The organism is Variovorax sp. 22077 (assembly GCF_052044195.1).
GTDB classification, from domain to species: domain Bacteria; phylum Pseudomonadota; class Gammaproteobacteria; order Burkholderiales; family Burkholderiaceae_C; genus Variovorax; species Variovorax atrisoli.
This window is the reverse complement of sequence record NZ_JBQEQC010000004.1, coordinates 274,037-286,288: the sequence shown is the minus strand read 5'-3', so window position 1 is coordinate 286,288 and position 12,252 is coordinate 274,037. Positions and strand designations below refer to the sequence as shown.

11 protein-coding genes are annotated in these 12,252 nt (G+C 66.4%); 3 read left to right on the top strand and 8 right to left on the bottom strand.

What is annotated here, in order from left to right; genetic code table 11:
• Positions 1-23: 23 nt before the first annotated feature.
• From phoU to pstS, 5 genes are read right to left on the bottom strand one after another with little or no spacing between them, the layout of a single operon-like run.
• Positions 24-725, bottom strand: a complete 702-nt coding sequence (phoU, locus tag ACTJLF_RS07860; protein ID WP_019653047.1) for a phosphate signaling complex protein PhoU — start codon at positions 723-725, stop codon at positions 24-26.
• 16 nt (positions 726-741) lie between these two features.
• Entirely contained in the window at positions 742-1,521 is a 780-nt protein-coding gene (pstB, locus tag ACTJLF_RS07855; protein WP_019653048.1) for a phosphate ABC transporter ATP-binding protein PstB, read from the bottom strand.
• Positions 1,522-1,540: 19 nt separating this feature from the next.
• A complete protein-coding gene (gene pstA, locus ACTJLF_RS07850; protein ID WP_019653049.1) occupies positions 1,541-2,425 on the bottom strand; it encodes a phosphate ABC transporter permease PstA in 885 nt (294 codons plus the stop codon).
• Positions 2,422-3,504, bottom strand: coding sequence for a phosphate ABC transporter permease subunit PstC (pstC, locus tag ACTJLF_RS07845; protein WP_440882799.1), 1,083 nt, complete (start codon positions 3,502-3,504; stop codon positions 2,422-2,424). Before pstC ends, pstA begins: the two co-directional genes overlap by 4 nt.
• A gap of 30 nt (positions 3,505-3,534) precedes the next feature.
• Positions 3,535-4,569: a phosphate ABC transporter substrate-binding protein PstS gene (pstS, locus tag ACTJLF_RS07840; protein ID WP_019653051.1), complete on the bottom strand. Its 1,035-nt coding sequence runs from the start codon at positions 4,567-4,569 to the stop codon at positions 3,535-3,537.
• A gap of 260 nt (positions 4,570-4,829) precedes the next feature.
• On the opposite strand from pstS, the gene ACTJLF_RS07835 reads away from it, so the two are divergent.
• Positions 4,830-6,350, top strand: a complete 1,521-nt coding sequence (locus ACTJLF_RS07835) for a Ppx/GppA phosphatase family protein (RefSeq protein WP_440882798.1) — start codon at positions 4,830-4,832, stop codon at positions 6,348-6,350.
• Between the two features lie 27 nt (positions 6,351-6,377).
• Here ACTJLF_RS07835 and ACTJLF_RS07830 read toward each other — a convergent pair whose 3' ends face one another.
• From ACTJLF_RS07830 to ACTJLF_RS07820, 3 genes are read right to left on the bottom strand one after another with little or no spacing between them, the layout of a single operon-like run.
• The gene (locus ACTJLF_RS07830) at positions 6,378-6,839 is read right to left on the bottom strand and encodes a SixA phosphatase family protein (protein WP_026346220.1); all 462 of its coding nucleotides are present in this window, start codon (positions 6,837-6,839) and stop codon (positions 6,378-6,380) included.
• A gap of 19 nt (positions 6,840-6,858) precedes the next feature.
• Positions 6,859-9,180, bottom strand: coding sequence for a polyphosphate kinase 1 (gene ppk1 / locus ACTJLF_RS07825; protein ID WP_354420956.1), 2,322 nt, complete (start codon positions 9,178-9,180; stop codon positions 6,859-6,861).
• Positions 9,177-10,058 (bottom strand): GNAT family N-acetyltransferase, encoded by an 882-nt coding sequence (locus tag ACTJLF_RS07820; protein WP_440882797.1) that lies wholly within the window; start codon positions 10,056-10,058, stop codon positions 9,177-9,179. The genes ppk1 and ACTJLF_RS07820 overlap by 4 nt, the downstream gene beginning before the upstream one ends.
• A gap of 172 nt (positions 10,059-10,230) precedes the next feature.
• Here ACTJLF_RS07820 and ACTJLF_RS07815 point away from each other — a divergent pair, with 172 nt between their 5' ends.
• Entirely contained in the window at positions 10,231-11,913 is a 1,683-nt protein-coding gene (locus tag ACTJLF_RS07815; RefSeq protein WP_440882796.1) for an FAD-dependent oxidoreductase, read from the top strand.
• A 42-nt stretch (positions 11,914-11,955) separates the two neighbouring features.
• On the top strand, positions 11,956-12,225 hold the full coding sequence (locus ACTJLF_RS07810; RefSeq protein ID WP_440882795.1) for a UBP-type zinc finger domain-containing protein: 270 nt from the start codon (positions 11,956-11,958) through the stop codon (positions 12,223-12,225).
• The last annotated feature ends 27 nt before the right edge of the window (positions 12,226-12,252 follow it).

Here is a 12,252-nt window from a genome sequence, read left to right as displayed (position 1 = left end):
TCTTGGGAGTCTTGCCGCAGCCGTTACTGCAGCGCGGACTCGATTTCCTGCATCGAAGTGTGCCGCACATCGGCACCCTTGACGATGTAGATGATGAATTCGGCGATGTTCTTCGCATGGTCGCCGATGCGTTCGATGGCCTTGGCCAGGAACAGCAGGTCCAGGCTGGCCGAGATGGTGCGCGGGTCTTCCATCATGTAGGTGACCAGCTTGCGCACGAAGCCGTCGAACTCCTTGTCGATCAGGTCGTCGTCCTTCAGGATCGACACGGCCGCTGCCGTATCGAGCCGTGCGAAGGCATCGAGCGCCTTGCGCAGCAGGCCCGCGGCGAGGTCGGCGGCGATGCGCAGCTCGGTGGTCGGCAGCTGGCGGGCGGCGCCGCTCTCGATGATCGACTTGACCATGCGCGCGATCTTGTTGGCCTCGTCGCCCACGCGCTCGAGGTTGGCGGTGGTCTTGCTGATGGCGATCAGCAGGCGCAGGTCGCGTGCGGTCGGCTGGCGGCGCGCGATGATGGACGACAGCTCGCGGTCGATGTCGATCTCCATCGCATTGACGCGGTGCTCGGTTTCCATCACGCGGTTGGCCGCCTCGGGGTCGAACTGCAGCAGTGCATAGACGGCCTGGTTGATCTGCGACTCGACCATGCCGCCGAGCTCCATCACGCGCGACGAAACGCCGTTGAGCTCGCTGTCGAACTGGCTGGAGAGATGTTTCTCGGTCATGTTGTCTCCTTTGACTTCAACCGAAACGGCCGGTGATGTAGTCCTCGGTCTCCTTGCGCTGCGGCTTGAAGAACATCTGTTCGGTCGCGCCGAACTCGATCAGGTCGCCGAGGTACATGTAGGCGGTGTAGTCGCTGCAGCGGGCGGCCTGCTGCATGTTGTGCGTCACGATGACCACCGTGTATTCGTTCTTGAGTTCGGCGATCAGCTCCTCGATCTTCGCGGTCGAGATCGGGTCGAGCGCCGAGCAGGGCTCGTCGAGCAGCAGCACTTCGGGCTTGATCGCGATGCCGCGCGCGATGCACAGGCGCTGCTGCTGGCCGCCGGACAGGCCGGAGCCGCTTTGCTGCAGCTTGTCGCGCACCTCGGTCCACAGGGCCGCCTTCTTCAGGGCCCATTCGACGCGGTCGTCCATTTCGCTGGCCGAGAGGTTCTCGAACAGCTTCACGCCGAAGGCGATGTTGTCGTAGATCGACATCGGGAACGGCGTCGGCTTCTGGAACACCATGCCGACCTTGGCGCGGATCAGCGCCACGTCCTGCTTCGACGTGAGGAGGTTCTCCCCGTCCAGCGCGATGGTGCCTTCGGCACGCTGCTCCGGATAGAGCTCGAACATGCGGTTGAAGGTACGCAGCAGAGTCGACTTGCCGCAGCCCGACGGGCCGATGAAGGCGGTGACCTTGTTCTCGGGAATCTCGAGGTTGATGCCCTTGAGCGCGTGGAACTTGCCGTAGTAGAAGTTCAGGTCCTTGACCGAGATCTTCGAGCGCGTCGGTTGTGCGACAGTGTTTGGCATTTGTTGTCTTCTTCCGGATTCAATGTTTGTTGCGCGTCAGGACCCGCGCCAGGATGTTGAGGGCAAGCACGGCGATCGTGATCAGGAACACGCCGGCCCACGCCAGCTGCTGCCAGTTCTCGTAGGGGCTCATCGCGAACTTGAAGATCGTGACCGGCAGGCTGGCCATCGGCTGGCTCACGTCGGCGGTCCAGAACTGGTTGTTCAGCGCAGTGAAGAGCAGCGGCGCGGTTTCGCCGGCAATGCGCGCCACGGCCAGCAGCACACCAGTGACCACACCGGCGCGGGCGGCGCGCAGCGTGATGTTGGTGATGACGCGCCACTTCGGCGTGCCCAGCGCGTAGGCCGCTTCGCGCAGGCCCGGCGGCACCAGCTGCAGCATGTTCTCGGTGGTGCGGATGACCACCGGAATCACGATCAGCGCGAGCGCGATGGCACCGGCCAGACCCGAGAAGGTCTTGAAGTAGGCCACCACCACGGCATAGACGAACAGGCCGATCACGATCGACGGCGCCGACAGCAGGATGTCGTTGACGAAGCGCGTGACCGAAGAGAGCAGGCCCTTGGGGTTGTACTCGGCCAGGTAGATGCCGGCCATGATGCCGATGGGCGTGCCCACGAAGGTGGCCAGCATCACCATCACGAACGAGCCGAAGATCGCATTCGCGATGCCGCCCGCCTCGTTCGGCGGCGGCGTCATCTGCGTGAACGTGGCGATGGCCAGGCCGCCCACGCCCTGGCGCAGCGTTTCCCAGAGGATCCAGATCAGCCAGAACACGCCGAAGGCCATCGCGGCGAGCGACAGCGTGAGCGCGATCTTGTTGACGCGGTTGCGCGCGGCGAACTTGGCCTGGCGCGTTTCGGCCAGTGCCTTGGCCACGAGAAGGTTCTGGGCGGTGCTCACGACTTGGTTCCTTCGCTCTTCTTCATACGGGCCAGCAGCATCTTGGAGAGCGACAGCACGACGAAGGTGATGAAGAAAAGCACGAGGCCGAGGTACATCAGCGCGGCCTGGTGCAGGCCGGCGCCGGCTTCGGCGAATTCGTTGGCGAGTGCCGAGGTGATGCTGTTCGCAGCCTCGAACACGGAAAGGGAGTTGAGCTGGTTCATGTTGCCGATCACGAACGTGACCGCCATCGTTTCACCCAGCGCCCGGCCGAGGCCGAGCATGATGCCGCCAATGACGCCGGCCTTGGTATAGGGCAGCACCACCTTGGAAACAACCTCCCAGGTGGTGGAGCCGAGCCCGTAGGACGACTCCTTCAGCAGCGGCGGGGTCACCTCGAACACGTCGCGCATCACCGAAGCGATGAACGGGATGATCATGATCGCGAGGATGATGCCGGCCGAAAGAATGCCGATGCCCACCGGCGGACCGGACACCAGCGCGCCGAGGTAGGGCACGCCGGAAAGAAGCTTCTGCAGCGGCTGCTGCACCCAGGTCGACAGGATCGGCCCGAACACCAGCAGGCCCCACATGCCATAGACGATGGAGGGCACCGCAGCCAGGAGTTCGATGGCCGTGCCCAGCGGACGCTTGAGCCAGCTGGGCGAGAGTTCGGTGAGGAAGAGCGCGATGCCGAAGCTCACCGGCACCGCGATCACCAGCGCGATGATCGAGGTGGCCAGCGTGCCGTAGATCATGACCAGGCCGCCGTACTCGTCCTTGACGGGATCCCACACGCTGCTCGTGAGGAAGCCGAGGCCGTACTTCGAGATGGCAGGCCAGGCGCCGGCAACCAGCGACAGCAGGATGCCGATGAGCATCGCCAGCGTCAGCAAGGCAGCGCCCTTGGCGGCCCAGCCGAACAGCCGGTCGGCCATCGGGCCGGAACGCGGTGCCTTCACAGGCGGTGGAGGTGCGGTGGCACGACCGCGCTCGGCCGCGAGGTCGAGGGAGGTGGTGGCGGCGGGAAAGGTGGATGACACAGGTCGCTCCGGCAAAGACGAAAGCGGCGCGTCCTCGAGCGAAGAGTTGCTCATGGGCGCGCCGTTCTGGACTGGTGGGTAGGTTTACTTGAACGCGACGGCCTTGCCCGACGAGTCCTTCACCTCACCCCATGCCTTGGCGATGGTGGCCTTCACGGCGTCGGGCATCGGCACGTAGTCGAGCTCGTCGGCCGTCTTGTCGCCGCTCTTGTAGGCCCAGTCGAAGAACTTGAGCACGGTGGCCGCGTTGGCGGGCTTGTCCTGCACCTTGTGCATCAGGATGAAGGTGGCGCCGGTGATGGGCCATGCATCCTTGCCGGCCTGGTTGGTCAGCACCTGGTAGAAGCTCTTGTTCCATTCGGCGCCTGCGGCGGCGGCCTTGAATGCCGAGTCGTCGGGCGACACGAAGGTGCCGGCGGCGTTCTGCATCTGGGCGTACGTCATCTTGTTCTGCTTGACGTAGGCGTACTCGACGTAGCCGATCGAGTTCGGCAGGCGGTTCACGAAGGCCGCGACGCCCTCATTGCCCTTGCCGCCCGCGCCGGTGGGCCAGTTCACGGCCGTGCCTTCGCCGACCTTGGACTTCCACTCGGCGTTGACCTTGCTCAGGTAGTTGGTGAACAGGAAGCTGGTGCCCGAACCGTCGGCGCGGCGAACCGGTGCGATGGCGGCGTCGGGCAGGTTCAGCGAACCGTTCAGCGCCTTGATGGCGGGGTCGTTCCACTTGGTGATCTTGCCCAGGTAGATGTCGCCCAGAACCTGGCCGTTGAGCTTCAGCTCGCCGGGCTTCACGCCCTGGATGTTGACCACGGGAATCACGCCGCCGATGACGGTGGGGAACTGCAGCAGGCCCTTGGCCTGGAGCTCGTCGTCCTTCAGGGGAGCGTCCGAAGCGCCGAAATCGACGGTCTTGGCCTCGATCTGCTTGATGCCGGCACCCGAGCCGACCGACTGGTAGTTGATCTTGACGCCGGTGGCCTTGTTGAAGTCGGAAGCCCACTTGGCGTACAGCGGTGCCGGGAAGCTGGCGCCTGCGCCGGTCACGTCTTGTGCGAAGGCGGAAATGGAGAACATCGCGGCCACGAGACCGGCTGTTGCAAATTTGAACGTCGTTTTCATGAAGCTTCCTTTTAGAAGTAAGAAGTAGTCCCTTTCGGGCTTGGGACGGACTCTAGAAAGCTTCTGTGACATCAATGTGACACCCCTCCATCGAGGGAAAATGCCTTTCCGGCACCGGTGTTTCGTGTGACGCTGTCACATAACAGTCATTTGTTGTGCCTAGCCTCTCGAAACTCGCCGCTGCAGGTTCCGGGGGCGGCGCGCCCCGTCACGGCGCTACGATCGAACGCGAAGAATCCCCGCCCTCTCTTTCAGAACACATGCAAAACGGCACCCGCCTCGCGGCAGTCGACCTGGGGTCGAACAGTTTCCGGCTCGAAATCGGACAGGTCGACCACGGCCAGATCCACCGGACCGAATACCTCAAGGAAACGGTGCGCCAGGGCAACGGCCTGGACAGCGCACGCAACCTGACCACGGAAGCCATGCAGCGCGGGTGGGACGCCCTCGCCCGCTTCGGCGAGCGCCTGGCAGGCTTCAAGCGCTCGCAGGTCCGGGCCGTGGCCACGCAGACCCTGCGCGAGGCGCGCAACCGGGAAGAATTCCTGCTGCGCGCGCGCACCATTCTGGGATTCGGCATCGACGTGATCCCGGGACGGGAGGAAGCCCGCCTCATCTACCAGGGCGTGGCGCACATGCTGCCGCACAACGACGCCTCCGACCGCGAACGCCGGCTGGTGATCGACATCGGCGGGCGCTCCACCGAAATGATCATCGGCCGTGCCCTGGTCGCCGACCGGATGGAGTCCTACCGCGTGGGCAGCGTCGCGTGGTCCATGAAGCACTTCGGCGAAGGCCTCTTCACGCAGGGCGCCTTCCGCGCGGCCGAAGTCGCCGCAAAGGCCGTGCTCGACGACGCGCTCGGCAGCTACGCGCGCGACCAGTGGGATGTGGCCTACGGCGCCTCGGGCACGATCGGTGCGGTCGGCGACGTGCTGGCGGCTGCCGGCGGCGACCCCGGCCTGGTCACCCGAGCGGGCCTCGACTGGCTTCTCGACCGCCTGCTCAAGGCCGGAAGCGCCGACAAGCTGCGCATCGACGGCATGCGCGAAGACCGCAAGGCGGTCATCGGCGGCGGCCTGAGCGTGCTGCGTGCGGTGTTCGATCTCCTGTCCATCGACGAAATGAAGGTCGCGCAGGGCGCGCTGCGCCATGGCGTGCTCTACGAACTGCTGGAACGCGACGAAAGCGTCGCAGACATGCGCACCACCACCGTGGCGCGGCTGGCCACCCGGTTCGCGGTGGATCCGGAGCAGGCCCGGCGCGTGGGCGAAACGGCCGCAGCCCTTTTCGTGCAGCTGGCACCAGCCGCGCGCGGCGGCAGCACCACCAACCGGGCCGGCCGCGCGCTGCGCAAGCTCGGATGGGCCGCGCAACTGCACGAGATCGGCACGCTCGTGTCGCACAGCGACTATCACAAGCACGGCGCCTACATCCTCGACAACACCGATGCGCCGGGTTTCGCGGTCAACGAACTCCACGCCCTGGCCCAGCTGGTGCTGGGCCAGCGCGGCAAGCTACGCAAGCTCGAGGCCTCGCTGGACGACGAGACCTTCGTGATGCAGCTGCTGGCGCTGCGGCTCGCGGTGATCCTGTGCCATGCGCGCCGCGACCCCGATCCGCAGGCGCTTCATCTTGCGGCGCTCGGTGCACGGGCCTTCACCATCGCCTGCGCCCCGGATTGGGCGGAGGCGTATCCGCAATCGGCGCACCTGCTGCGCGAGGAAGTGCTGGCCTGGCAGAAGACCAGCAGCTGGCGGGTCGAGCTCAGCGGCTGCTGAGCCCTGCCCGCCTTCCGATACGGCTGGTCAGAGCAGCTCAGGCGACTGCACCGTCACCACGACAGTCTGCACGTCGCCGTCGCGCTCGCGCGTGCGGATCCACCAAAGCGCGCCCTTGCGCACCGGGCAGCTGTCCTGCTTCAGGCCGAGCAGCAGCGAGATCGCCTGCCCCACCGAAGGCTGGTGACCGATCATCAGCACCACCGACTTGCCATTGGGCCAGCCGGCCGCACCGAGCATCGCCTCGGCGGTGGTGTCGGGAGCAAGCTCCGAACGCAGCTTGTACTTGCGGCCCAGCGCCAGCGCGGTCTGCTCGCAGCGCCGCGCCGGGCTGCAGATGATGCGCGTGCCGTCCGGCAGCTGCCTGTCGAGCCATGCCGCCATCCGCTTGGCCTGCTTCTCGCCGCGCGCGGTGAGCGAGCGCTGCATGTCGTCGCAACCCTCGGTCCAGTCCTCGGCTTCGGCGTGGCGCCAGAAGATCAAGTCCATGGTCATCGTCTTTCGATCGTCAGTTGCCGGATGCATCTCTGAGATGCCCTCGTGATGCGTAGCGGTTCATGAGCGCCGCCTGAGCGCCGTGGGCCTCGACGGCGGGCGAGGAACCAGCCTCGGCCGCGTGCGTATCGTGGTCGACGCGCGTGTAGGTGCCGTCGGCGCCCAGGTCCCAGGCGTCGCGGCCGTCGTGCAGGTAGGCCACCAGGCATTCGTCGATCAATCGCTGGCGCAGTCCAGGGTCGGTCACGGGCCACGCGAGCTCGACGCGCCGCATCATGTTGCGGTTCATCCAGTCGGCGCTCGACAGATAGAGCGATTCGTCTTCGCCATTTCGGAAGTAGAAGACCCGCGAATGCTCCAGGAAACGGCCGATGACCGAGCGCACCCGGATGTTGTCCGTGACGCCCGGCACCTGCGCAGGCAAGGTGCAGGCACCGCGCACGATCAGGTCGATCTTCACGCCCTTCTGGCCGGCACGGACGAGCGAGGAGATGATCTCGTCGTCGGTCAACGCATTCATCTTGGCGACGATGCGGGTCGGCTGGCCGGCCGCAGCGGCCACGCCGAGGGCATCGATCTGCGCGACGATGTTCTTGTGCAGGTCGAACGGCGCCAGCCACATGCGGTTGAGTTTCGGCAGGCGGCTCTGGCTCGCCAGGTGCACGAACACGGCCTCCATGTCGGCCGTCAGCAGCGGATCGGCCGTGAGGTGGCTGATGTCGGTGTAGAGCCTGGCGGTGCGCGGGTTGTAGTTGCCCGTGGAAAGATGGCCATAGCGGCGCATCTGCTTGCCCTCGCGCCGCGTCACCAGCAGCATCTTGGCGTGCGTCTTGAGGCCGACCACGCCATAGACCACCTGGGCGCCGATCGACTCGAGCATCTCGGCCCAGTTGATGTTGGCTTCCTCGTCGAAGCGGGCCTTCAGCTCAACGACCACCGTGACTTCCTTGCCGCGGCGAACGGCTTCGCGCAGCAGGTCCATCATTTCCGAATCGGCGCCCGTGCGGTAGATGGTCTGCTTGATCGCCAGCACCTGGGGGTCCTGCACCGCCTCGCGCAGGAATGCCAGCACCCCCTCGAAGCTCTCGAAGGGCTGGTGGATCAGCACGTCGCCGCGCTGCAGCTGCTCGAAGAACGACTGGCCAGGCGACAGGGTGACTGGGTACGAGGCGCGATACGGCGGAAAGCGAAGCTGAGGTTCGTCGAGCAGGTCCGCCAGCTGCGTGAGGCGGGCCAGGTTCACAGGGCCGTGCACCCGGTACAGCGCCTGGGGCGGCAGGTTGAACTGCGCCAGCAGGAAGCTCGCGAGCGATTCCGCACAGCTCGCCGAGACCTCGAGGCGCACGGCCTGCCCGTAGTGGCGGTGCTGCAGGCCCTGGCGCAGCGCGGTGCGAAGGTTCTTGACGTCTTCCTCGTCCACGGCCAGGTCGGAATGCCGCGTCACGCGGAATTGCGAGAAGTCGCCCACCTCGCGCCCCGGGAACATGCTGCTCAGATGCGCGCGCACCACGCTCGAAAGCGCCACGAAGAGCGTCTTGCCCTCCGACACCTTGGCCGGCATCCTGATCAGTCGCGGCAGCACGCGCGGCAGCTTGACGATCTGGATCGGGTTCTCGCGCCCGAAGGCGTCCTTGCCGCCCAGCCGCACGATGAAGTTCAGCGACTTGTTCGCCACCTGCGGGAAAGGATGCGCCGGATCGAGCCCGACCGGGATCAGCAGCGGGCGCACCTCGCGCTCGAAATACTCGCTGACCCACTTGCGCTGGGCGGGATTGCGCTCGCCGTGCGAAATGATGCGGATGCCGTGCGTCGCGAAGGTGGGCATCAGCTCGTCGTTGTAAAGCGCGTACTGCCGGGCCACCAGCTTGTGGGCCGCCTCCGCGAGCCGCTCGAACGACTCGACCGTGTAGGTGCCCTTGTGGTCGCCCGCACTGCCGGCGATCAGGTGAGGTGCGGCGCGGACTTCGAAGAACTCGTCGAGGTTCGACGAAACGATGCACAGGTAGCGCAGGCGCTCGATCAGCGGCACTTCCTTGCGATGCGCCCAGTCGAGCACGCGCTCGTTGAACGAAAGAATGCTGTGGTCGCGGTCCAGCAACGTGAAAGCAGGTGCCGCAACCTCGGGAGACGGGTTGGCGGGAGCGGGTGACATGGACACTGATTCTGAAGCAGGCGACACAGGAGGGAACACAGGCTGAAATATGACAGTGTCAGCCCCTCTTGTGACAGTTCCATGACTGTTCGGTGACGCCTCGGCGCCAGCGGTCTGGCGGCCGAGGGCACCAGGCGAGGAAGCGAGCGGCCCTGTCTCGGGCCGGTCAGCCGCCGGCTTCATGAACCCAGGAAGTGCTTGCGGTAACGCGCCGGCAGGTCGTCGATGCGCATCAGCATCGGCAGGTCGGCAGCGTTGAAATCCGGGTCCCAGGCCGGGGCGCCGAGCACCTTCGCGCCCAGGCGCAGGTAGCCCTTGATGAGTGCTGGCGGTTCCACGTCGAGCGTGCTGTCCAGGCGCTCGACCGGCAGCGGCAGGCGGGGCTGCACCTGGTACTGGATGGGCGCCATGTGCTTGGCCGAAACCTGACGCCAGATGCTGGCTGCGGCGTCGCCGTTCGTGACACCGTTGTGTGACATCGGGATGCTGGCGCAGCCGATCATCGTGTCCAGCTTGTTGCGGTGCATGAAGCCGGCCAGGGCGCCCCAGAGCGCGAGGATCACGCCGCCCTGGCGGTGGTCCGGGTGCACGCAGCTGCGGCCAAGCTCCACCATGCGCTCGCGCAGGTCGCGCAGGCGGGTGAGGTCGAATTCAGTATCGCTGTAGGTGCTGCCGACCCGGCGTGCCTGGGCCGGCGTCAGCACGCGGTAGGTGCCAATGACTTGCTGGGTCTGCTCGTCGCGCACCAGCAAGTGTTCGCAGAAGTCGTCGAACAGGTCGATGTCGTGGCTGGCCAGCGGCGAGGAGACCCGGGCGCCCATCTCGCCGACGAACACGTCGTAGCGAAGGCGCTGTGCGGCGCGAACGTCATCGACGTGGCGTGCCCAGCCGACGGTGATGCCTTGCCTGGATTCGACGGCCTGGGGCAGGATGACTGCAGGGGCCTGGGGCACCGACGGGCGGGCGGCAGCGGTGGAGCCACCGGCTGCAGGAGCAGGCCACAAGGCCGCGCGGAGCCCGATCTGAGAAAGCGGAAACGTCGGGTTGGGCAGTTCTTTCATGTGGAAACCCTTTCTGCGAGCGAGTCTCCGCACCTGCGATGAAGCGGGCATGTCAGGAAAATTGCAGGCGCGTGACGCTGTTACAGCATCACTCCTGCCGCGGGACGCCTGCAACCGCTCGGGCCGCCTTCGTCGTCTAATGCGATGGATCCGCGAAATGGAGCTCGACCTCATGGCCACACCTGCCCCCGCTGGCACAGACAGCAGCCGCCTTCACCAGACTTTCCCGGTGCTCAGTGACACCGAGATTGCGCGCATCGCACGCTTCGGCACCGTCCAGCAGTTCCCACGCGGCACGAGGCTGTTCACCGCAGGTGAAACGGGCCCTGGCATGTTCGTGCTGCTCAAGGGCGTCGTGGCTGTCACGCAACGTGACGGCCTCGGGCATGTGGTGCCGATCGCGCGGCAGGGGCCGGGCGAATTCCTCGCCGAGGTCGGCCAGCTGAGCGGCCGCCCTGCCCTCGTCGACGGCCACGCCGACGAAGACGTGGAGGCGCTGCTGGTTTCGCCCGCGCAGCTGCGCGCGCTGCTGGTGGCCGAAGCGGACCTTGGCGAGCGCATCACCCGCGCGTTGATCCTGCGGCGCGTGGCGCTGATCGAGTCGGGCGCCAGCGGGCCGGTGCTGATCGGGCAGCCGCAGTCGCCCGACATGGCCCGGCTCGAGAACTTCCTGCGCCGCAACGGCTATCCCTATCACCTGGTCGACGCAGCGCACGACCCCGACGCCGCCGCGCTGCTCGAGCAATACGGCGCCTGCAAGCTGCTCGCCGTCTGCCCGGACGGCTCTGTGCTGGTCAACCCGAGCGACGATGCGCTGGCGCGCTGCCTGGGCATGGTCGACACCGCCGAGCACAATGAGCTCTACGACGTGGCCGTCGTCGGCGCCGGGCCTGCCGGGCTGGCGACCGCGGTGTATGCGGCGTCCGAGGGGCTTCGCGTGATCGTGCTCGACTGCCGGGCATTCGGCGGCCAGGCCGGCGCCAGCGCGCGCATCGAGAACTACCTGGGCTTTCCTACCGGCATTTCCGGGCAGGCACTCGCGGGCCGCGCCTTCGTGCAGGCGCAGAAGTTCGGTGTCGAGATGCTGATCCCGGCCAAGGTCGCATCGCTCGACTGCTCGCGCGACAACCCGCTCAAGAGCCTTGCCGTCGAGCTTGCCGACGGCCGAACGATCCGCGCGCGCACGGTGGTCATCGCCAGCGGCGCTCGCTACCGCCGCCCCGACGTCCCGCGCCTTGCCGAATTCGAAGGCCGCGGCGTCTGGTACTGGGCCTCCGCCATCGAGGCGAAGATCTGCGCGCAGCAGGAGGTCGCGCTGGTCGGAGGCGGCAATTCGGCCGGACAGGCCGCGGTGTTCCTGTCGCGCCATGCGGCCAAGGTCAACGTGCTGGTGCGCGGGCCGTCGCTCGCTGCCAGCATGTCGCGCTACCTGATCGACCGGATCGAGGCCACGCCCAACATCTCTTTGCAGCCGCACACGGAACTCGTGCGCCTTCATGGCGGCTCCGACGAAGGCCTGACCGGCGCGACATGGCGCTGTCACACCTCCGGCAAGGAACATGACTGCGCGGCACGCAACATCTTCCTTTTCGTCGGCGCAGAGCCGGAAACCTCGTGGCTCGAAGGCTGCGGCGTGGCGGTCGACAAGCATGGCTTCGTGCTGACCGGCAACGCCGCCAGCCGCGGCTTTCCGGCGCAGCCATCCGCGGTGCTCGAGTCGAGCGTGCCCGGCGTCTTCGCCGTGGGGGATGTGCGCTCCGGCTCGGTCAAGCGCGTGGGCGGCGCCATCGGCGAAGGCGCCGCCGCGGTCGCCCAGATCCACCAGCACCTTTCGCAGGCCTCGGCAGTCGCCTGACGGGCGTCGGCTGCACACAAATAGAGAAGAAGGAGTTCAAAGTTGTCCATCAAACCCTGTGACCACGTGCCTGCCGAGATCGCGCAGCCTCATGCGCAGCAGCATCGCGGCTGCGAAGACTGCCTGAAGACGGGCGACACCTGGGTGCACCTGCGTCTTTGCGCGCACTGCGGACACATCGGCTGCTGCGACTCGTCGAAGAACCGTCACGCGACGCGGCATTCGCATGCCGAAGGCCACCCGGTCATCCAGTCGCTCGAACCCGGCGAGAGCTGGATGTGGTGCAACGCGCACCAGCGGCAGGTCGGCTGAGAGCTCCCGCATTTCGCCAGCCACACC